The sequence below is a fragment of the Pseudomonas sp. LFS044 genome (assembly GCF_047978245.1).
In the GTDB taxonomy this organism is placed as follows: Bacteria; Pseudomonadota; Gammaproteobacteria; order Pseudomonadales; family Pseudomonadaceae; genus Aquipseudomonas.
The window spans coordinates 47,370-68,953 of sequence record NZ_JBFPFX010000016.1; the positions used below are offsets into that span (position 1 = coordinate 47,370).

Annotated in this window: 17 protein-coding genes and 1 tRNA gene; 16 read left to right on the plus strand and 2 right to left on the minus strand. The window is 62.6% G+C overall.

The window, feature by feature from the left end:
* The first annotated feature begins 45 nt into the window (after positions 1 to 45).
* Complete coding sequence (gene plsY / locus ACNQPL_RS15245; protein WP_346613650.1) at positions 46 to 615, plus strand: glycerol-3-phosphate 1-O-acyltransferase PlsY; 570 nt, start codon at positions 46 to 48, stop codon at positions 613 to 615.
* A 17-nt stretch (positions 616 to 632) separates the two neighbouring features.
* Here the strand turns inward: plsY and tsaD are convergent, their stop codons facing one another.
* Positions 633 to 1,658 carry a tRNA (adenosine(37)-N6)-threonylcarbamoyltransferase complex transferase subunit TsaD gene (gene tsaD / locus ACNQPL_RS15250; protein ID WP_416467159.1) on the minus strand — a complete coding sequence of 342 codons (1,026 nt, stop codon included), beginning with the start codon at positions 1,656 to 1,658 and terminating at the stop codon, positions 633 to 635.
* Between the two features lie 204 nt (positions 1,659 to 1,862).
* Here tsaD and rpsU point away from each other — a divergent pair, with 204 nt between their 5' ends.
* From rpsU to ACNQPL_RS15275, 5 genes are all read left to right on the plus strand, one after another.
* A complete protein-coding gene (rpsU, locus tag ACNQPL_RS15255; RefSeq protein WP_003255575.1) occupies positions 1,863 to 2,078 on the plus strand; it encodes a 30S ribosomal protein S21 in 216 nt (71 codons plus the stop codon).
* Positions 2,079 to 2,376: 298 nt separating this feature from the next.
* Complete coding sequence (gene dnaG / locus ACNQPL_RS15260) at positions 2,377 to 4,359, plus strand: DNA primase (protein ID WP_416467160.1); 1,983 nt, start codon at positions 2,377 to 2,379, stop codon at positions 4,357 to 4,359.
* Between the two features lie 67 nt (positions 4,360 to 4,426).
* Positions 4,427 to 6,277: an RNA polymerase sigma factor RpoD gene (rpoD, locus tag ACNQPL_RS15265; RefSeq protein WP_346613647.1), complete on the plus strand. Its 1,851-nt coding sequence runs from the start codon at positions 4,427 to 4,429 to the stop codon at positions 6,275 to 6,277.
* Positions 6,278 to 6,398: 121 nt separating this feature from the next.
* Positions 6,399 to 10,142 (plus strand): EAL domain-containing protein, encoded by a 3,744-nt coding sequence (locus ACNQPL_RS15270; protein ID WP_416467161.1) that lies wholly within the window; start codon positions 6,399 to 6,401, stop codon positions 10,140 to 10,142.
* A gap of 16 nt (positions 10,143 to 10,158) precedes the next feature.
* Positions 10,159 to 10,235, plus strand: a tRNA-Ile gene (locus ACNQPL_RS15275).
* A 58-nt stretch (positions 10,236 to 10,293) separates the two neighbouring features.
* On the opposite strand, the gene ACNQPL_RS15280 is transcribed toward ACNQPL_RS15275, so the two are convergent.
* The gene (locus ACNQPL_RS15280) at positions 10,294 to 10,854 is read right to left on the minus strand and encodes a serine acetyltransferase (RefSeq protein WP_416467162.1); all 561 of its coding nucleotides are present in this window, start codon (positions 10,852 to 10,854) and stop codon (positions 10,294 to 10,296) included.
* Positions 10,855 to 10,977: 123 nt separating this feature from the next.
* Here ACNQPL_RS15280 and ACNQPL_RS15285 point away from each other — a divergent pair, with 123 nt between their 5' ends.
* The 10 genes from ACNQPL_RS15285 (at position 10,978) to ACNQPL_RS15330 (ending at position 21,578) form a co-directional block, all read left to right on the plus strand.
* On the plus strand, positions 10,978 to 11,430 hold the full coding sequence (locus ACNQPL_RS15285) for an Lrp/AsnC family transcriptional regulator (RefSeq protein ID WP_416467163.1): 453 nt from the start codon (positions 10,978 to 10,980) through the stop codon (positions 11,428 to 11,430).
* Positions 11,431 to 11,608: 178 nt separating this feature from the next.
* Positions 11,609 to 13,291: an NAD(P)/FAD-dependent oxidoreductase gene (locus ACNQPL_RS15290; protein ID WP_346613643.1), complete on the plus strand. Its 1,683-nt coding sequence runs from the start codon at positions 11,609 to 11,611 to the stop codon at positions 13,289 to 13,291.
* Between the two features lie 14 nt (positions 13,292 to 13,305).
* Positions 13,306 to 14,100, plus strand: coding sequence for a carbon-nitrogen hydrolase family protein (locus ACNQPL_RS15295; RefSeq protein WP_416467164.1), 795 nt, complete (start codon positions 13,306 to 13,308; stop codon positions 14,098 to 14,100).
* Between the two features lie 10 nt (positions 14,101 to 14,110).
* The gene (gene pqqF / locus ACNQPL_RS15300; protein WP_416467165.1) at positions 14,111 to 16,393 is read left to right on the plus strand and encodes a pyrroloquinoline quinone biosynthesis protein PqqF; all 2,283 of its coding nucleotides are present in this window, start codon (positions 14,111 to 14,113) and stop codon (positions 16,391 to 16,393) included.
* Between the two features lie 168 nt (positions 16,394 to 16,561).
* Positions 16,562 to 16,633 carry a pyrroloquinoline quinone precursor peptide PqqA gene (pqqA, locus tag ACNQPL_RS15305; RefSeq protein WP_008365141.1) on the plus strand — a complete coding sequence of 24 codons (72 nt, stop codon included), beginning with the start codon at positions 16,562 to 16,564 and terminating at the stop codon, positions 16,631 to 16,633.
* Positions 16,634 to 16,720: 87 nt separating this feature from the next.
* Entirely contained in the window at positions 16,721 to 17,632 is a 912-nt protein-coding gene (gene pqqB, locus ACNQPL_RS15310; protein ID WP_416467166.1) for a pyrroloquinoline quinone biosynthesis protein PqqB, read from the plus strand.
* A gap of 9 nt (positions 17,633 to 17,641) precedes the next feature.
* Positions 17,642 to 18,397: a pyrroloquinoline-quinone synthase PqqC gene (gene pqqC / locus ACNQPL_RS15315; RefSeq protein WP_387530411.1), complete on the plus strand. Its 756-nt coding sequence runs from the start codon at positions 17,642 to 17,644 to the stop codon at positions 18,395 to 18,397.
* On the plus strand, positions 18,394 to 18,669 hold the full coding sequence (pqqD, locus tag ACNQPL_RS15320) for a pyrroloquinoline quinone biosynthesis peptide chaperone PqqD (protein WP_387530408.1): 276 nt from the start codon (positions 18,394 to 18,396) through the stop codon (positions 18,667 to 18,669). The genes pqqC and pqqD overlap by 4 nt, the downstream gene beginning before the upstream one ends.
* Positions 18,641 to 19,789, plus strand: a complete 1,149-nt coding sequence (gene pqqE, locus ACNQPL_RS15325) for a pyrroloquinoline quinone biosynthesis protein PqqE (protein WP_416467167.1) — start codon at positions 18,641 to 18,643, stop codon at positions 19,787 to 19,789. The genes pqqD and pqqE overlap by 29 nt, the downstream gene beginning before the upstream one ends.
* Positions 19,755 to 21,578, plus strand: a complete 1,824-nt coding sequence (locus ACNQPL_RS15330; protein ID WP_416467168.1) for a prolyl oligopeptidase family serine peptidase — start codon at positions 19,755 to 19,757, stop codon at positions 21,576 to 21,578. The genes pqqE and ACNQPL_RS15330 overlap by 35 nt, the downstream gene beginning before the upstream one ends.
* Positions 21,579 to 21,584 lie beyond the last annotated feature (6 nt).

Genomic DNA, 21,584 nt, shown 5'->3' on the forward strand with positions numbered 1-21,584 from the left:
ACTGGCGCCGTTAGAATCAGGGCGTCCTCGCCCGGAATAGTTAGCATGTTTTGGTTACTGGCGCTGCTCGCCTACCTGCTCGGCTCGCTGTCCTTTGCCATCGTCCTAAGCCGCCTTTCGGGCAGCCCGGACCCACGTTCCAGCGGTTCGGGCAATGCCGGCGCCACCAACATGCTACGCCTGGCGGGCCGTAAAATGGCGATCCTGACCCTGCTTGGCGACCTGTGCAAGGGCTTGTTGCCCGTATTGATCGCACGCGGAGCCGGGCTTGACCTGCAAGCGCAGGGCTGGGTCGGCGTCTGCGCCGTGCTTGGCCACCTGTTCCCCGTGTACTTCCGCTTCCAGGGCGGCAAGGGCGTAGCGACTGCGGCAGGCATGCTGATGGGCCTTTATTTCCCCGCCGCACTGCTGGCGATCAGCGCCTGGCTACTGACCTTCTACCTCAGCCGTACCAGTTCGCTGGCGGCGCTCATCGCAACACCTCTGACCCTACCACTGCTGGCCTGGCGCGAGCCCGAGGCGCTGCTGCCGATCAGCGTGCTCACCCTGATGATCGTCTGGCGGCATCGCAACAATCTGCGCGACCTGTTCGCCGGGCGCGAACGTCACTTCTGACATTCGCGTAGGCTCATTCACAGCGGCGGCAACTGCTCCATCGGCCAGCGCGCCTGCACGCTGATCGCCAGGTCCTGCTGCTGCCCGGCCAATAGCCGTTGGCAACCCGCGTAGGCGATCATCGCGCCGTTATCGGTACAGAACTGCGGGCGGGCGTAGTACACATTGCCTTTGATGCTCGCGAGCATGTCCTCGAGGGACAGGCGCAGCGCTTTGTTTGCGCTCACGCCACCGGCAATCACCAAGCGCTTGAGGCCCGTCTGCTTCAGTGCGCGCTTGCACTTGATGGTCAGAGTGTCCACCACCGCCTGCTGGAAGGCCAGGGACACGTCGCAACGGGTTTGCTCATTGTCGTCGCCAGCATCGCGGCATTGCTGCCAAGTGTTCAGGGCGAAGGTCTTGAGCCCGCTGAAGCTGAACGCCAGGCCCGGGCGGTCGGTCATTGGCCGCGGGAATACGAAGCGCCCCGGTACGCCTTTCTCGGCAAGCCGAGCGATTTCCGGGCCGCCTGGGTAATTCAGGCCGATCAGCTTGGCAGTCTTGTCGAATGCTTCACCTGCAGCGTCGTCCAGGCTCTCGCCCAGCAGTTCGTATTGGCCGATGCCATCGACGCGAACCAGCTGGGTATGTCCGCCAGACACCAACAAAGCGACGAACGGAAATTGCGGAGGGTTTTCCTCCAGCATGGGGGCCAACAGATGGCCTTCCATGTGGTGTACACCGATCGCCGGGATGTCCCAGGCAAAGGCTAACGCCTGCGCGCACGAAGCACCGACCAACAGGGCACCGACCAGGCCAGGACCCGCGGTGTAGGCGATGGCGTCGATCTCGGTGGCCACGCACCCCGCCTCCTCCAGCACCTGGCGGATGAGGGGCAGCATGCGCTTGACGTGGTCACGCGAGGCAAGCTCGGGCACTACCCCACCAAACACGCGGTGCAGGTCGATCTGGCTGAACAGCGCGTCAGCTAACAAACCGCGCTCACTGTCGTATAATGCGACGCCGGTTTCGTCGCAGGATGTTTCCAATCCCAGTACTAGCATGGGCTCGTCCCTTGTGGGGGCTGAATTCGAAGCCGCGCATGATAGTCCCCGTGCCGGGTGCCGACCAGCGGTTTTCGATCAGAGGCTTTGCATTCCGGCGTACTAAGGGTTAACATCCGCAACCCTTGAAAACCGACGTTCTCCAGCACACCTTTGTTTTGCCAGGAGCACGTCTACCCCGGTAATGAATTAAGGTAGCCCTGGATGCCAGCCGTCAAAGTTAAAGAGAACGAACCCTTCGACGTAGCTCTGCGTCGTTTCAAGCGCTCCTGCGAAAAAGCCGGTGTACTGGCTGAAGTTCGTAGCCGCGAGTTTTACGAGAAGCCGACCGCCGAGCGTAAGCGTAAAGCAGCTGCTGCTGTTAAGCGTCACGCCAAGAAAGTTCAGCGCGAACAGCGCCGCGCCGTTCGCCTGTACTAATACAGTACAAGCGTTCTACGCAAAGCTTCTGCCCTGCCCGGCTACCGCCGGGCCGTTGGCAGCGGTTTGTTTCAAACCTTGAGCAGCTAGCACAAGGCGTCCGCCGCACCTGTAGCGGGCAAAATGTTACAAACGTCAGAGCTGGTCCCCACCAGTCGTGCACGTCCTGACTGACGAACCTCCGGTTTACCTGGCGGTTACCGACGAGCACATATTCCCTCGCACTTCCCCTAGCAGCACTCCACCCAAACGGCGCGCTAGCGATTAGACTTGCCAGTTGCCAGATGACGAGACTGCCATGGCCGGGCTGATTCCCCAAAGCTTCATTGATGACCTGATCAACCGCCTCGACATCGTCGATGTGGTGAGTTCGCGCGTCCAGCTGAAAAAGACCGGCAAAAACTACTCGGCCTGCTGCCCGTTCCACAAGGAGAAAACCCCCTCCTTCACGGTCAGCCCCGACAAGCAGTTCTACTACTGCTTTGGCTGCGGCGCCGGCGGCAATGCCCTCGGCTTCGTCATGGACCACGACAACCTGGACTTCCCCCAGGCCGTCGAGGAACTGGCCCGTGCCGCCGGCATGGAAGTGCCCCGCGAGGAGGGGCGACGCTCGCAGAAGCCACGCCAGCCGACCGACTCCCCGCTTTATCCGCTACTGGACGCCGCCTCGGAATTCTATCGCCAGGCGCTGCGTAGCCACCCGACCCGCAAGGCGGCTGTGGATTACCTCAAGGGTCGCGGCCTGTCGGGCGAGATTGCCCGCGACTTCGGCCTGGGCTTCGCGCCACCGGGCTGGGACAACCTGCTCAAACACCTGGGTGCCGACACGCTGCAGCAGAAGGTGATGATCGACGCCGGCCTGCTGATCGAGAACGCCGAGAGCGGCAAACGCTACGACCGCTTCCGCGACCGGGTGATGTTCCCGATACGCGACAGCCGCGGGCGCATCATTGCCTTCGGCGGCCGCGTGCTGGGGGACGACAAGCCCAAGTACCTGAACTCGCCCGAAACCCCGGTCTTTCACAAGGGCCAGGAACTGTACGGGCTATACGAGGCGCGCAAGCACAACCGCAACCTCGACGAGATCATCGTCGTCGAAGGCTACATGGACGTCATTGCCCTGGCCCAGCAAGGCCTGCGCAATGCCGTAGCCACCCTGGGCACCGCCACCAGCGAAGAGCACCTCAAGCGCCTGTTCCGTGTGGTGCCCAGCGTGCTGTTCTGCTTCGACGGCGACCAGGCCGGGCGCAAGGCCGCCTGGCGCGCCCTGGAGTCGACCCTGTCGGCCCTGCAGGACGGGCGCCGCGCGCGCTTCCTGTTTCTGCCCGAAGGCGAAGACCCGGACAGCCTGGTGCGCGCCGAAGGCACCGATGCCTTCATGGCTCGCATCAACCAGCATGCCCAGCCGCTGGCGGACTATTTCTTCGAGCAACTGAGCGCGGAGGCCGACCCCCGTTCGCTGGAAGGCAAGGCGCACATGGCGACCCTGGCTGTACCGTTGATCGAAAAGGTCCCGGGCGCCAACCTGCGCCAGCTGATGCGCAATCGCCTGAAGGAAATCACCGGCCTCGACCCGCAACAGGTAGAACAGCTGGCCCAGCAGGCCCCTGCCGCAACCAGCGTGCCGGACTACGACCCTGGCTACGATTACGACGCCATGGCCAGCTACACCCCCGACTACGGCGACATACCGCAGCACGATTACGCGCCGGCACAACAAGAGCCGCAGTGGAAGCCCAACAAGGGTGGCGGCAAGAAGCCGTGGAGCGACAAGCCCTGGGACAAGAACCGCAAAGGCGGCAAGCCCTGGCAGCAACGAGACGAGGCACCACCACGCACGCCGGCACCGGTCGAGCCCCCGACGCTCGCAGCCTTGCGCACGCTTCTTCACCACCCGCTGCTGGCCGGCAAGGTCGAGGACGCCAGCCACTTCGCCGGCGAAGAACACCTCTACAGCCAATTGCTGGTAGCGCTGATCGAAGCCGCGCAGAAAAATCCTGGGCTAAGCTCAATGCAGTTGATCGCACGCTGGCACGGCACCGAACAGGGCCGCCTTTTGCGGGCGCTGGCGGAAAAGGAATGGCTGATCGTGGCCGACAACCTTGAACAACAGTTTTTCGACACTATAACTAGCTTGACCGCCCGCCAACGCGAGCGAAGCCTGGAACAACTGCTCAGGAAATCACGTCAAAGTGAATTGACCAGCGAGGAAAAAACCCAGCTTCTCGCCTTGCTGAGCCGGAATGTTCCCGCACAAACGCCGACCTCATCTGGCGCGTGAGGCCCATGCTCGGGTATAATCCTCGGCTTGTTTTTTGCCCGCCAAGACCTTCAGTGGATAGGGTGTTATGTCCGGAAAAGCGCAACAGCAGTCTCGTATCAAAGAGTTGATCACCCGCGGTCGTGAGCAGGGCTACCTGACTTACGCGGAGGTCAACGACCACCTGCCTGAGGATATTTCAGATCCTGAACAGGTGGAAGACATCATCCGCATGATCAACGACATGGGGATCAACGTATTCGAGAGTGCTCCGGATGCGGATGCCCTTCTGTTGGCGGAAGCCGACACCGACGAAGCCGCGGCCGAAGAAGCCGCAGCAGCGTTGGCGGCCGTTGAAACCGATATCGGCCGCACGACCGACCCAGTGCGCATGTACATGCGCGAAATGGGCACCGTCGAGCTGCTGACCCGCGAAGGCGAAATCGAAATCGCCAAGCGGATCGAGGAAGGCATCCGTGAAGTCATGGGCGCCATCGCTCACTTCCCGGGTACTGTCGACTACATCCTCAGCGAATATGAACGCGTCACCACCGAAGGTGGCCGTCTGTCCGATGTTCTCAGCGGTTATATCGACCCTGACGACAATATCGCCGCTCCGACCGAAGAAGTGCCGATCCCTGGCGCCAAGGCCGCAGCTGCGAAGGAAGAAGACGACGACGAAGAAGAAAACGCCGAAAGCAGTGATGACGAGGAAGAGGCCGAAAGCGGTCCGGACCCGGTCGTCGCAGCCCAGCGTTTCGGTGCCGTATCCGATCAGCGCGACATCACCCTCAAGGTGCTCAAGAAGCATGGTCGCGACCATGCCGAGAGCATCGGGGCGATGCAGGCTCTGGCCGATCTGTTCATGCCGATCAAACTGGTACCGAAGCAATTCGAAGTACTGGTCGAGCGGGTACGTGATGCATTGAGCCGTCTGCGTCAGCAAGAGCGTGCGATCATGCAGCTGTGCGTACGTGATGCGCGCATGCCGCGTGCCGACTTCCTGCGCCTGTTCCCGGGCAACGAGACCGACCAGACCTGGAGCGGTGACCTGGCCAAGCGCAGCACCAAATGGGCTGCTGCCCTGGGTGAGAAGGACGCCGCCATTGTCGCTTGCCAGCAAAAGCTGATCGACCTCGAGACCGAGACCGGCCTGACCGTCGTCGAAATCAAGGACATCAACCGTCGCATGTCCATCGGTGAGGCCAAGGCCCGCCGCGCCAAGAAAGAAATGGTCGAGGCGAACCTGCGTCTGGTGATTTCCATCGCCAAGAAATACACCAACCGTGGCCTGCAGTTCCTTGACCTGATTCAGGAAGGCAACATTGGCTTGATGAAGGCGGTGGACAAGTTCGAATACCGTCGCGGCTACAAGTTCTCGACCTATGCCACCTGGTGGATTCGTCAGGCGATCACCCGCTCGATCGCCGACCAGGCACGCACCATCCGTATTCCGGTGCACATGATCGAGACGATCAACAAGCTCAACCGCATTTCCCGCCAGATGCTGCAGGAAATGGGTCGCGAACCGACCCCGGAAGAGCTCGGTGAGCGCATGGAGATGCCTGAGGACAAGATCCGCAAGGTGCTGAAGATCGCCAAAGAGCCGATCTCCATGGAAACACCGATCGGTGACGACGAAGATTCGCACCTGGGCGACTTCATCGAGGACTCAACCATGCAGTCCCCGATCGATGTAGCCACGGTCGAAAGCCTCAAGGAAGCGACCCGCGACGTGCTCTCCGGCCTCACCGCACGCGAAGCCAAAGTGCTGCGCATGCGTTTCGGTATCGACATGAACACCGACCACACCCTTGAAGAAGTCGGCAAGCAGTTCGACGTGACCCGTGAACGGATCCGTCAGATCGAAGCGAAGGCGTTGCGCAAATTGCGCCACCCGACGCGCAGCGAGCACCTGCGATCCTTCCTCGACGAGTGATGACAAACCCCGGCCCAGGCCGGGGTTTTTCTTATGTGACAGATGGTCATGGCAACTAGCTACCCACCGAGCTGAATGCCCGTCTACACTCGACTTCAGACCATCTGAATGCGAGGCTGCCATGCCGCCAATGCCGGCCATTCTGTTGCTGCTCCTGATCCTGTGGAACACAACGGCCGGCGCCCTGACCCTGACAGACGAGGAAAAAACCTGGCTGGCTGCCCACCCGCAGTTGAAGCTGGGCGTCGACGCCTCCTGGCCACCATTCGAGTTTCGAAACCAGGAAGGCCGGTACCAGGGATTGGCCGCCGATTACATCGCCGTGCTCCAGGAACGCCTGGGTGTGACGCTCAAGCCCATCGAGCCCAGCAGCTGGACCGAGGTGCTGACGCAGGCGCGCGAAAGCCGCATCGACCTGCTGCCCGGCATCATGTCGACGCCCGAACGCCAGGGTTACCTGGCTTTCACCCGCCCCTACCTGGATTTTCCGATCGTCATTCTTGCCCATGAAGGTGGCCCGCAACCGCACACCCTCAAAGACCTGTACGGCCTGAAAATCGCCGTGGTAGAGAACTATGCCCCCCACGAGTTGCTGCGTACCCATCACCCAGACCTCAACCTGGTGGCCCTGCCCAACGTCAGCTCGGCGTTGCAGGCGCTGGCTACCGATGAAGTGGATGCCGTGGTCGGTGACCTCGCCTCGAGCATCTGGAGCCTTCGCCAACTCAAGCTCGACGGTTTGTACGTCAGCGGCGAAACGCCCTACCGTTACCAGTTGGCCATGGCCGCGCCGCGCGACAAGAAGGTCCTTGTCGGCATTCTCGACAAGGTCATGGCCGACATGTCCAGCGAGGAAATCAGCCAGATCCAGCAACGCTGGGTGGGCAACGTAGTGGACCAGCGCACCTTCTGGCACGACATGCTGATCTATGGCCTGCCCGCCGTCCTGCTGCTCATCGCCATCCTCGCGGTGGTGATCCGCATCAATCGCCGGCTCAGCTCGGAGATTTCCAGGCGTATCGCCCTGGAACAGGAACTGCGCAGCAGCGAGTACCACTACCGCGGCCTGATCGAAAGCCTGTCCGCCATTGCCTGGGAGGCCGACGCCAACGATTTCACGTATAGCTACGTCTCGCCCCATGCCGAAGACCTGCTGGGCTACCCTTTGCATGATTGGCTCAAGCCGGGTTTCTGGCGCAGCATCCTCCACCCGGAGGACGCGCTCTGGGCCCAGGCCTACTGTGAAAGCGAAACAGCCGCCGGCCGCGACCACAGCCTTGATTACCGAGTGATGCGCGCCGATGGCCAACCCCTCTGGGTGCGCAACATCGTCAGCATGATCGAGCACGGGCACCGACCGCTGATGCGCGGGCTGATGATCGACATCAGCGAAACCAAGCGCACCGAAGATGCCCTGCGCCTGTCGGAACAGAAATTCGCTTCGGTGTTCCAGCAATGCCCTGACATCCTGCTGATCGCCCGCCATAGCGACGGCTGCCTGCTGGAGGTCAACGAAGCCTTCGAGGAGCAGATCGGCCTGAGCCCCGGGCAAGTGATTGGCCGCACCGCCACCGAGCTTGACCTGTGGGGCGTGCAAGATACCGGGCCAATACTGCTGGAGCGCCTGCACCAAGGTGGCATCCGTAATCTGGAGATGAGCTTCCGGCGCAGCAATGGCCAACTGTTCACAGGCCTCACCTCAGCAGAAACCTTCGAGCTCGACGGCACCCTGGCCTTTGTCGTGGCGGTGCGGGATATCAGCCAGCTGAAGGAAACCCAGCAGCAATTGCAAACGTCCGAAGAGAAGTTTGCCAAAGCCTTCCATGCCTCACCTGACGGGCTGTTGCTGTCGCGCCAGAGTGATGGCCTGCTGGTCGAGGTCAACGAAGGGTTCTGCCGCCTGACCGGCTACGACCTCAACCCGACCATTGACCAGACCTCGTTCGACCTGGGGATCTGGGTGGACCTCAACGAACGCAAACGGCTGATCGACCAGCTTGCCCGCGATGGCTTCGTGCGCGACTTCAGCTGCCACATCCGCCGCAGCGACGGGCAGATCCGCCTGTGCGAGCTGTCTGCCCGGCCGCTGCCGATTGCTGGCGTCGACTGCATGCTGACCATTGCCCGCGACATCACCGAGCGCCACCTGATGCAGGAAAAACTGCAACTGGCTGCCACCGTGTTCGAAAACACCGCCGAAGGCGTGCTGATCACCGACATCGACCAGCGCATCAGCGCGGTCAATCGCGCGTTCAGCGAGATCACCGGCTACAGCGAAATCGAAGCCCTCGGCCAGACCCCGCGCCTGCTCTCTTCCGGCCAGCACGACAGCGCCTTCTACGCCGCCATGTGGCACCAGCTCACCGCCGAAGGTCACTGGCAAGGTGAGATCTACAACAAACGCAAGAATGGCGAACTCTACCCGGGCTGGCTGACCATCAGCGCCGTGCGCAACAGCGACCGCGAGATCACGCATTTCGTCGCCGTATTTGCCGACATTTCCAGCATCAAGCACGCTCAGGCCAAGCTTGACTACCAGGCCCACCACGACCCGCTCACTGGCTTGCCCAACCGCGCTCTGTTCGAGAACCGCCTGCAGTCCGTGCTCACCTGCTCACAGGTCTCCAACCGCCAGGGCGCGGTGCTGTTCCTCGACCTCGACCGTTTCAAGCACATCAACGACAGCCTTGGCCACCCGGTCGGCGACTTGCTGCTCAAAGGCATCGCCCAACGCCTCAAGGAGCAAGTTCGCGATGTCGACACCGTGGCCCGCCTGGGTGGTGACGAGTTCATCATCCTGCTCCCCGGGCTGCACAAACCCAGCGACGCCAGCGCCATCGCCAACAAGTTGCTGGCCTGCTTCAGCGCGCCGTTCCAAGCGGGCGAACACGAGTTCTTCACCAGCGCCAGTATCGGCATCAGCCTGTACCCACAGGACGGCACCGACGTCGCCACGCTCATACGCAACGCCGACGCCGCCATGTACCGCTCCAAGGCCAAAGGCCGCAACCGGGTTGAAGCCTACACCCGCGACCTGACGGCCCAGGCCAGCGAGCGCATCGCCCTGGAACACGAATTGCGCCGCGCCGTCGAGCGCAACGAGATGAGCCTGTGCTACCAGCCCAAGTTCAGCCTCAAGACCCAGACCCTGGTCGGCGCTGAAGCGTTGATTCGCTGGAGCCACCCGACCTTCGGTGAGGTGCCGCCGGAACACTTCATTCATCTCGCAGAAGAAAACGGCACCATCCTGCAACTGGGGGATTGGGTACTGGAGCAGGCCTGCCGGCAGATGCACCACTGGAAGATGGACTACCAAGGCTTCGGCCCCTTGTCGATCAACCTGGCTGGCGCGCAGCTGCGCCACCATGGCCTGGCCAAACGCATCGAGCAGTTGCTCAAGACCTACCAGCTCAAGGCGGGCGACCTGCAACTGGAAATCACCGAAAACTTCATCATGAGCCAGGCCGAAGAAGCACTGGCCGTATTGCACCAGCTCAAGCAGCTGGGGGTGCAACTGGCGATCGACGACTTCGGTACCGGCTACTCGTCACTGAGTTACCTCAAGCGCCTGCCGCTGGACATTCTCAAGATCGACAAGTCATTCATCCGCGGCCTGCCAGACGACCCTCACGATGCCGCCATCGCCCGCGCCATCATCGCCCTTGGGCGCAGCATGCAGCTGACCATCATTGCCGAAGGGGTGGAGAACCAGGCACAGCAGCGCTTCCTGGCTGCCGAGGGGTGTGAGCAGATTCAGGGTTACATCGTCAGCCTGCCGCTACCGCCGGACGAATTTGCAGCGACGTTTCTTCGTTTAGCACTATCCGATCTTTCGGATGGCACGCTTTCGAAACCCTCGTTATAATCCCGGCACTTACTGAGGGCCTATAGCTCAGTTGGTTAGAGCAGAGGACTCATAATCCTTTGGTCCACGGTTCGAGTCCGTGTGGGCCCACCAGACATGAAAAAGCCGCGCAAATGCGCGGCTTTTTCATGTCTGGTGTTCGGCAACCCTATCAGGCTTGCCCGGCCCTTGGCTGTAACGTGGTTTGGCGCGGGTTGTAGAAGGTGTTGTTGGCCGGAATATCCCGCGTTACCAGGGACATGGCGCCGATCACCACGTTGTCGCCGATGCTGATCCGGTCGGCCACGATGCAGCTATTGGCGCCCAGACTGACGTTGTCGCCAATGCGCAATGCATACTGGTCCAGGCCAAGCGTCTTGATGCCGATCGAGCAGTTCTGGCGAATGAAAAAGTTGCGCCCGATGTTCACGTGGCGGGTTATCACGACGCCCGGCAAGTGGGCAATGCGCAGGCCTGGGGCGATTTGCGCGCCAATGTCGATGTCCACCGCGTACTTGAGGTTGAGACGTTGCTGCATGCGCCGGGCATGGCGCCTGCCCAGGCCGCCGCGGGCATCGAGGTATTGGGCCAGGCGGTAGGCGAAGAGAAAGCGCAGCTTGTTGTCCTTGCGCGCTCGGCGCAGGACGTTGAAAAACAGGCTGACGCGGCGCCCGGGCCTTTTCTTGTTGGAGACTTCCTGTCGCCAGCATTCCAGCAAGGTTTCGAAGTTCACGCGGTGGGTCCAGTACAGTCGGCCGGTTATCATGCCGCATTAAAGAGGGCGGCGCAGCACGCTTTGCCTTGCCCTGCCTGCCACCGGCTGGCTAGGCTAGCAAGCCCCCTGTAGAGACTTGCCATGTCGGACTCCCGCGCCATCACCCTCGACGAAACCGATCGCCAGCTGATAGCCCTGCTGCAGATCAACGCCCGCGAAAGCGTCGCCACCCTCGCCCGCCAACTGGGCATCGCTCGCACCACCGTCAACTCGCGCCTGGCCCGGCTGGAGAAAGGCAAAATCATCACCGGCTATGGCGTGCGCCTGGGCCAGCGCCTGATCGACGGCGGCCTGCAGGCTTATGTCGGGATCAAGGTGCAACCGCGCTCCGGCAAGGAAGTAGTACGACGCTTGAGCGCCATGGGGCAGGTTCAGCAATTGTGCGCAGTGAGTGGCGAATTCGATTATGTGGCCTGGCTGCGGACCGATTCACCGGAGCAATTGGACCAACTGCTCGATCAGATAGGCAGCGTCGAAGGTGTGGAGAAGACGACGACGTCGATCATCCTCAGCAGCAAGGTGGATCGCGGGTAGCCCTACAGAAGGATGCATCGTCGAAATGCGCCTTCAATTAGTCATTTCGACCAAAAAAGCTGCGATTAGCCGATACTTTTCATCTTAATTACGAGCGCCGCGCTTCATAAAATGACCACCAGGCATCTCCTATACTCAGGCTCCGCCCTCCGCGCAGCCGCTCTGGCAAGGTCACTTCATGAACAAGAACAACCGCCACCCCGCCGACGGCAAAAAACCCATCACCATCTTCGGCCCGGACTTCCCCTTCGGCTTCGATGACTGGCTGGAGCATCCGGCCGGGCTGGGCAGCATCCCGGCCGAACGGCACGGTGAGGAAGTCGCCATTGTCGGTGCCGGCATCGCGGGGCTGGTGGCGGCGTACGAGCTGATGAAGCTGGGCCTCAAACCGGTGGTGTACGAAGCGTCGAAGCTGGGTGGGCGGCTGCGTTCACAAGCCTTCAACGGCACCGACGGGATCATCGCAGAGCTGGGCGGCATGCGCTTTCCGGTTTCTTCAACGGCCTTCTACCACTATGTGGACAAGCTGGGCCTGGAGACCAAACCCTTCCCCAACCCGCTGACACCGGCCTCGGGCAGCACGGTGATCGACCTGGAAGGCCAGACCTACTACGCCGAGAAGGCCGCCGACCTGCCTGAGCTGTTCCACGAAGTGGCCAACGCCTGGGCCGACGCGCTGGAGAGCGGTGCTCAATTTGCCGAGATCCAGCAGGCAATCCGCGACCGTGACGTACCGCGCCTCAAAGAACTGTGGAACACGCTGGTCCCCCTGTGGGACGACCGCACCTTCTACGACTTCGTCGCGACTTCGCGCTCGTTCGCCAAACTGAGCTTCCAGCACCGCGAGGTGTTCGGCCAGGTCGGCTTCGGCACCGGGGGGTGGGACTCGGACTTCCCCAATTCGATGCTGGAAATCTTCCGCGTGGTGATGACCAACTGCGACGATCACCAGCACCTGGTAGTGGGCGGCGTGGAGCAGGTGCCGCAAGGTATCTGGCGGCATGTGCCCGAGCGCTGCGCCCATTGGCCAGAGGGCACCAGCCTCAGCTCACTGCACGGGGGCGCGCCGCGCACCGGGGTCAAACGCATCGCTCGCGCCGCAGATGGCCGGCTGGCGGTCACCGACAACTGGGGTGATACCCGCCATTACGCCGCCGTGCTCGCCACCTGCCAGACCTGGCTGCTGACCACCCAGATCGACTGCGAAGAATCGCTGTTCTCGCAGAAGATGTGGATGGCCCTGGACCGCACCCGCTACATGCAGTCGTCGAAAACGTTCGTGATGGTCGACCGGCCCTTCTGGAAGGACAAGGACCCGCAAACCGGCCGCGACCTGATGAGCATGACCCTCACCGACCGCCTCACCCGGGGTACCTACCTGTTCGACAACGGCGACGACAAACCCGGGGTGATCTGCCTGTCCTACGCGTGGATGAGCGACGCCCTGAAGATGCTCCCGCACCCAGTGGAAAAACGCGTTCAGCTGGCACTCGATGCCTTGAAGAAGATCTACCCGAAGACCGATATCGCCGGGCACATCATCGGCGACCCGATCACCATTTCATGGGAAGCCGACCCGCACTTCCTCGGCGCGTTCAAAGGCGCACTGCCGGGCCACTACCGCTATAACCAGCGGATGTACGCGCACTTCATGCAACAGGACATGCCTGCCGAACACCGCGGCATGTTCATCGCCGGCGATGACGTGTCGTGGACCCCTGCCTGGGTCGAAGGCGCGGTGCAGACCTCGCTGAATGCGGTGTGGGGTATCATGAACCACTTCGGTGGCCAGACCCACCCGGACAACCCCGGCCCGGGCGACGTGTTCGACGAAATCGGGCCTATCGCCCTGGCCGACTGAGACAAGGAGGCAACATGCGCATCGCTCTGTTCCAGGGCACACCCAACCCGCTGGACGTGCCTGGCAACCTGCAACGGCTGCGCCACCAGGCGCAACGGGCGGCTGAGCGCGGGGCACAGTTGCTGGTGTGCCCGGAGATGTTCCTCAGTGGTTACAACATTGGCCTGGAACAGGTCGAGCGGTTGGCTGAGGCCGACGATGGCCCGTCAGCCATGGACGTGGTAGAGACTGCCCAGGCGCACCGCATCGCCATTGTCTACGGCTACCCAGAGCGTGCCGACGACGGGGCAATCTACAACAGTGTGCAACTGATCGATGCCCATGGCCGCAGCCTGTGCAACTACCGCAAGACGCACCTGTTCGGCGAGCTGGACCGCGCGATGTTCAGCGCCGGCGCCGATCACTTCCCGGTAGTGGAGCTGGAGGGCTGGAAGGTCGGGTTGTTGATCTGCTACGACATAGAGTTCCCGGAGAATGCCCGGCGCCTGGCGCTGGGCGGGGCCGAGCTGATCTTGGTGCCGACGGCGAACATGACGCCCTACGACTTTGTTTGCCAGGTGACCGTGCGCTCGCGGGCGCAGGAAAACCAGTGCTACCTGGTTTACGCCAACTATTGCGGGGCCGAGGGCGAGATCCAGTATTGCGGGCAAAGCAGCATCATCGGGCCCGATGGCAGCTTGCTGGCCATGGCTGGGCGCGAGGAGTGCCAGTTGCTGGCAGACCTGGAGCATGAGCGGGTGCACAAGGGGCGCGAGGCGTTTCCGTATCTGGCTGATCTGCGCCAGGAACTGCACCTGCGCAGGGGCTGAGTGACGCCCCATGCCAGACGCCACACGTCACCTCACCCTGGCCAACGGCCTGCAACTGCGCCTGCGCCATGCCCCGCGGCTCAAGCGCTCGGCCGCAGCGTTGCGGGTGCATGCTGGCAGCCACGATGCCCCGGCACGATGGCCGGGGCTCGCGCACTTTCTTGAACACCTGTTCTTCCTCGGTACCTCTCGTTTTCCACTGGATGACGGCCTGATGCGCTACGTCCAGGCCGCAGGCGGCCAGGTCAACGCCAGTACCCGCGAACGTACTACCGATTTCTTCTTCGAAGCCCCCCCTGCGGCCCTGGCCGGAGGGCTGGAGCGGCTGTGCCAGATGCTTGCCGAACCGGACCTTGGCATCGAGCGCCAGCGCCGCGAACGGGACGTCATACACGCAGAATTCATCGCCTGGTCGCGCAACCCGCAAGCGCAGCAGCAATTTGCACTGCTGCAGTCGGTTGCACCCGGCCATCCGCTGAGCGCCTTCCAGGCCGGCAACCGGCATACCCTTGCCCTGCAAAACCCAGCCTTCCAGCAAGCCCTTACAGGCTTTCATGAGCATTTCTACCAAGGTGGCCAGATCACCTTGAGTGTGTGCGGCCCGCAGCAACTGGATGAACTGGAGCAGCTCGGCAGGCAGTTCGCTAACGTGTTCGCCTATGGGGAGCGTGCTCGACAAAGCTTGCCTGCAGCCCTCCCACCGACGGGCACGGGGTGGGTGTTCACCCACCAAAACCTGCCCCCCTGTGCGGAGCAAGCGCTGGAGCTGTTGACCGCCTGCCTGAGCGACAGCAGGCCGGGCACTTGGCTGGATGCCCTGCGCCAGCGCGGCTGGCTACAAGGGTTCAAGGCGCAGATGCTGTATGCCTTCGCGGGGCAAATGGTCTGGCATATCGACCTCAAACTCAGCCCGGACGCTTGCCCAGGCGAAGCAAGTGCCTTGCTGCACGGTTGGTTCGGCTTCATCAGGCAACTGGACCCGGCCCAACTCAACGCCGAGTTCGGGCTGCTGCAACAGAGCCACGAGCGCAATGCCAGCCCGCTTGAGCTCGCCCGTCGCGACTGTGCAGGCCGGCCCTTTGCGGCATTGGATGCTCAAGCGCTGCATGCGCTTGGCGCATTGCTCGATGGCCTGCAGTGCACGCAGCATGGGCTATGGCAACTTCCACCGGCCGACCCTTTGCTGCTGGCCGGCTTGCCCGCCGCCACGGCCTGGCCTTTACCGGCGGCGCTGAAGGTCAGCCAGCAACTGCCCCCGATACGCCAATACGCAGCAGTTTATCTACGCTGGCAGCTACCGTCGGCACTGCGTCAGCGCTTGTATAGAGTGCTCGCGCGGGCCCTGCTGCCGCTGCAGGAACGGTGCGAGCGCGCATCCTTGCAACTGCAATTCAGCGCCGCGGGCGAGCACTGGCAACTGCGCTGCGCCGGCCAGCCAGCCGCTGTGATCCGCGCTGTCGAGCATGCCATGACGTGCTTGCATTCACCCGGTAACTGGCAGCTGCCTTGCGAACAGGAACCCGCGCTGATCCCGATCAGGGCCTTGCTCAAGCAACTACCCGAGGCAGTGCTCGGCACTGCGCCAATGCCGCTGGCACCCGGCACACTTGATCAAAAGGCACTGGATGACGCCTGGCAACACAGCCAATGGCAGGGTCTTGCCGTTGGCTTCGACGCCGCCGCCCTGCTGTCTTTAGGCGCGGTGCTGCGGGGCTGCCCAGGGCATGCAGGCTCAGCACCGCCTGATCCCAGCTGGCGCGGCCATCGCTGGCACCACGCCAAGGTGCCGGGCAGCGAGCATGCATTGCTGCTGTTCTGCCCATTACCCGCCAGGCAACAAGCCTGCGGCCGCCTGCTTGCCCAGTTGCTGCAGGGCCCTGTGTACCAGCGCCTGCGGGTTGAACTGCAACTCGGCTACGCGGTTTTCAGTGCCTTTCGTCAGATAGAGGGCATCGGGGGCCTTCTGTTTGGCGTGCAATCGCCCCACGCCAGCCAAAGCGAAATTCTCGAGCATCTGCTGACTATTCTGCGTCAGGGCGTAACCCTCGACCCTGCAACCTGCCAGGCGTTGGCCGGGCAATTTGATGAGAACGCCATGCCTGACGCCGACGTCGCCGAATGGGTATGGCAGACATGTCTCGCTACACAACCCGACGATCTGCAGGCGTTACGCTGTTCTATGCTGGGGGTGCGCCAAGCTGATCTGGACGACCTGTTACGCGGCATGCTCGACACCGATAGCGCCTGGCTGTGCCTGGCAAATGCCGCCGCACCCAATGGGTCATGGCAATGATGACAAGAGGATTATTACGTTTCACGAAAGGGCGCTTATCGAATAATTAACCTTTCGGTACATAATTTTCTTGTAAGATAACGCTATCTCAGCCACTGGAACCTCTTGCGCGAGGTGACGCCAAACAAAGTAGCTGAACCCTCTACCTTACCCAGAAGGAGCAAAACCATGTGGACCAAACCTGCATACACTGATCTGCGTATCGGCTTCGAAGTGACCATGTACTTCGCCAGCCGCTAAGCCCTGCTTGCGTTACGACGCCTCGGCCCGCCGGGGCGTTGTCGTTTTTTGCACCAGGCTTCAGCACAGTTCGGATAGAGAGCAGCCATGTACATCCAGATTCTCGGCTCCGCCGCCGGCGGCGGCTTCCCGCAGTGGAACTGCAACTGCGTCAACTGCAAAGGCTTTCGCGATGGCAGCCTGCGCGCAACGGCGCGTACCCAGTCGTCGATAGCCCTGTCCGATGACGGTGTGCACTGGGTCCTGTGCAATGCCTCGCCAGACATCCGCGCCCAACTCCAGGCCTTCGCGCCGATGCAGCCGGCCCGCGCGCTGCGCGACACGGGCATCAACGCCATCGTCTTGCTCGACAGCCAGATCGACCACACCACCGGCCTGCTAAGCCTGCGCGAAGGCTGCCCGCACCAGGTGTGGTGCACCGACATGGTTCACCAGGACCTGAGCACCGGCTTCCCGCTGTTCAACATGCTCAGCCACTGGAACGGTGGCCTGCAGTGGAACCGCATCGAACTCGAAGGCAGCTTCGTCATCGACGCCTGCCCCAACCTCAGGTTCACCCCCTTCCCCCTGCGCAGCGCCGCGCCGCCGTACTCGCCGCACCGCTTCGACCCACACCCGGGCGACAACCTCGGCCTGCTGGTCGAAGACACCCGCACCGGCGGCAAGCTGTTCTATGCCCCAGGCCTGGGCCAAGTCGACGAAAAGCTGCTGGCGATGATGCACGGCGCCGACTGCCTGCTGGTCGACGGCACGCTGTGGGAGGATGATGAAATGCAGCGCCGCGGTGTCGGCACCCGCACCGGCCGTGAGATGGGCCACCTGGCGCAGAACGGCCCCGGCGGCATGCTCGAGGTGCTGGACGGCTTCGCGCGCCAGCGCAAGGTGCTAATCCACATCAACAACACCAACCCGATCCTCGATGAAGACTCCCCGGAGCGCGCCGAAGTACAGCGCCGCGGTGTAGAAGTCGCCTTCGACGGCATGAGCATCGAGTTGTAAGGAGGGTCGATGAGCGACGCACTGCCACTGTCGCCTGCCGAGTTCGAGCAGGCCCTGCGCGCCAAGGGCGCCTACTATCACATTCATCACCCGTACCACGTGGCGATGTACGAAGGGCGCGCTACCCGCGAGCAGATTCAGGGCTGGGTGGCCAACCGCTTCTACTACCAGGTGAACATCCCCATGAAGGATGCCGCGATCCTGGCCAACTGCCCGGACCGTGAAGTGCGCCGCGAGTGGATCCAGCGCCTGCTCGACCACGATGGCGCTCCCGGCGAGGATGGCGGCATCGAAGCCTGGCTGCGCCTGGGCCAGGCAGTCGGGCTTGATCCCGACCAGCTGCGCTCCCAGGAGCTGGTGCTGCCCGGTGTGCGCTTTGCCGTCGACGCCTACGTCAACTTCGCCCGCCGAGCCAGCTGGCAAGAGGCCGCCAGCAGCTCGTTGACCGAGCTGTTCGCCCCGCAAATTCACCAGTCGCGGCTGGACAGCTGGCCGCAGCACTACCCGTGGATCGACCCGGCCGGCTACGAATACTTCCGTACCCGCCTGGGCCAGGCCCGGCGTGATGTGGAACACGGCCTGGCCATTACCCTGCAGCACTACACCACCCGCGACGGCCAGGAGCGTATGCTGGAAATCCTGCAGTTCAAGCTGGATATCCTTTGGAGCATGCTCGATGCCATGAGCATGGCCTACGAGCTGAACCGCCCGCCGTATCACACCGTCACCCAGCAACGGGTATGGCACAAGGGGATCGCCCTATGAGTTTTGATCGCAAGCTAGTACCGAACTGGCGCCCTGGCTACCGTTTCCAGTACGAACCGGCGCAGAAAGGCCACGTGCTGCTGTACCCCGAAGGCATGATCAAGCTCAACGACAGCGCTGCGCTGATCGGTGGCCTGATCGACGGCAAGCGCGATGTGTTGGCGATCATCGCCGAGCTCGAACAGCAATTTCCTGGTGTGCCCGAAGTCGCTGATGACATCGAGCAATTCATGGAGGTGGCCCGTGGCGAACACTGGATCACCCTCGCCTGAGGTGCCGGTCGGCCTGCCGCTGTGGCTGCTGGCCGAGCTCACCTACCGCTGCCCGCTGCAGTGCCCGTACTGCTCCAACCCCCTGGATTTCGCCCAGCAGGGCAAGGAGCTGAGCACTGAACAGTGGTTCAAGGTGATGGCCGAAGCCCGGGAGATGGGCGCAGCGCAGATCGGCTTTTCCGGCGGTGAGCCGCTGGTACGCCAGGACCTCGCCGAGCTGATCGGCGAAGCGCGGCGCCTGGGTTACTACACCAACCTGATCACCTCCGGCATCGGCCTGACCGAAGCGCGCATTGCCGCCTTCAAAAAGGCCGGCCTGGACCATATCCAGATCAGCTTCCAGGCCAGCGACGAGCAGGTCAACAACCTGCTGGCCGGCTCGAAGAAGGCCTTTGCACAGAAGCTGGAAATGGCCCGGGCGGTGAAGGCTCACGGTTACCCGATGGTGCTCAACTTCGTCACCCACCGGCACAACATCGACAAGATCGACCGTATCATCGAACTGTGCGTCGCGCTGGAAGCGGACTTTGTCGAGCTTGCCACCTGCCAGTTCTACGGCTGGGCGCACCTCAACCGCCTTGGCCTGCTGCCAACCCGCGAGCAACTCGAACGTGCCGAGCGCATCACCAACGAGTACCGCGCCAAACTCAAGGCCGCTGGCAACCCGTGCAAGCTGATCTTCGTTACACCCGATTACTATGAAGAGCGCCCCAAGGCCTGCATGAACGGCTGGGGCAGCCTGTTCCTGACCATCACCCCGGACGGCACCGCCCTGCCCTGCCATAGCGCGCGCCAGTTGCCCGTGCAGTTCCCCAATGTGCGCGACCACGACCTGCACCACATCTGGTACGACTCGTTCGGCTTCAACCGTTTCCGTGGTTACGACTGGATGCCCGAGCCCTGCCGCTCGTGCGACGAAAAGGAGAAGGACTTCGGTGGCTGCCGCTGCCAGGCCTTCATGCTCACCGGCGATGCCAGCAACGCCGACCCGGTGTGCGCCAAGTCGGCCGACCACGGCATCATCCTCAAGGCCCGCGAGGAGGCAGAGACTGCAAACCTCGCCATCGAAGAGATGACCTTCCGTAATGAGCGCAACTCCCGTGTCATCGCCCGCGGCTGAACTCACTGCCGCCCAGGCGGTAGCCGCCGGCACCGACTTTGCCGAACTCAAGGCAGGCACCATGGGCCTGTTCTGGAACGAATTCCGCCCCGCCGATGGCGCCTGTCGGGTCTGGCACTGGCGTGACCAGCAGGCCCGCTGCCTCACGCCCGATGGCTTCAGCGTGCGCAGCCGGGTGTACGAATACGGGGGTGGCAGCTTCTGCCTGAGTGATGACGGGATCATCTTCGTCAACGAGAAGGATCAGCAGGTCTACCGCAAAGGGCTGGACGCAACACCACCATTACCCTTGACCCACAATGAACAGTGCCGCTACGGCGACCTGCAATGGCATGAGGGCCAGGTACTGGCGGTCGAGGAGCGCCATGGCGAGGGTGTCGAGCATCGCCTGGTGGCCTTGGTCGAAGGCAGTGCTGAAGTACTCGCTGAGGGTGCTGATTTTTATGCATCGCCGACGATCAGTGCCGATGGCCAACGCCTCGCCTGGGTCGAATGGGATCGCCCCGCTCAGCCCTGGACGGTCACCCGGCTGATGTGTCGCGCACGGCAAAGCGACGGTAGCTGGGGCGCGGCACGCTGCATCGCGGCGCACGACGAGTCCCTGCAACAACCGCGCTTCGACGCGCAGGGGCGCCTGTACTGCCTGTCCGACCGCAATGGCTTCTGGCAACCCTGGGGCGAGCTCGATGGCGGTTGGCAGCCCTTGCCCGCCAAACCTGCAGACCACGCCGCCGCGCCCTGGCAACTGGGTACCTGCACCTGGCTGGCCCTTGGGCCGCAAAGCTACCTGGCCAGCTGGTTCGAAGGTGGCTTCGGGCAACTGGGGCTGCGTAATGTCGACGGCCAGGTGGAACGTTTCGCCAGCGCCTATAGCCGCTTTCGCAACCTTGCCATGGATGCCGAGTACATCTATGCCATCGCCGCCTCGCCGATCAGCCCGCCAGCGGTCATTGCCATCGACCGGACCAACCACGAGGTGCACATTCTGGCAGGGGGCGCCGAGCTGCTGCCGGCCGAGTGCATAAGCCTGCCGCAGTCGATGCTCTACGAAAGCGCTGGCGCATTTGCCCGCGGGTTCCTCTACCCGGCTGTGGGTGCCAAAAGCCCCACGCCGTTGGTGGTGTTCATCCACGGCGGCCCGACCTCCGCTTGCTATCCGGTGCTCGACCCACGCATCCAGTACTGGACCCAACGCGGCTTCGCCGTCGCCGACCTGAACTACCGGGGCAGCACCGGCTATGGCCGCGAGTATCGCCAGGCATTGCATTTGAGCTGGGGCGAAAGCGACGTGCAGGATGCCTGCGCGGCGGTCCAGCATCTGGCCGAACGTGGCTTGATCGATGCCGGCAAAGCCTTCATTCGCGGTGGCAGTGCCGGCGGTTACACCACCCTTTGCGCCTTGGCTTTCGCTGATGTATTTCGCGCCGGTGCCAGCCTTTACGGGGTCAGCGATCCGGTTGCATTGGGCCGTGCCACGCACAAGTTCGAAGGCGACTATCTGGACTGGCTGATCGGCGACCCGCAACAGGATGCCGAGCGCTACCGCCAACGCACGCCGCTGTTGCATGCCGCGCAGATCAATGTACCGGTGATTTTCTTCCAGGGTGAACTGGATGCGGTGGTGGTGCCGGAACAGACTCGGTCGATGCTGGACGCATTGAAGTTGAATGGCATTGAAGCCGTGGGGCATTTCTATGCCGGGGAGCGGCATGGGTTCCGCAAGGCCGAGAACCTGGCGCATGCACTGGAAGAAGAATGGAAGTTCTATTGCCGGGTGCTGGGTGAATAACAGGCC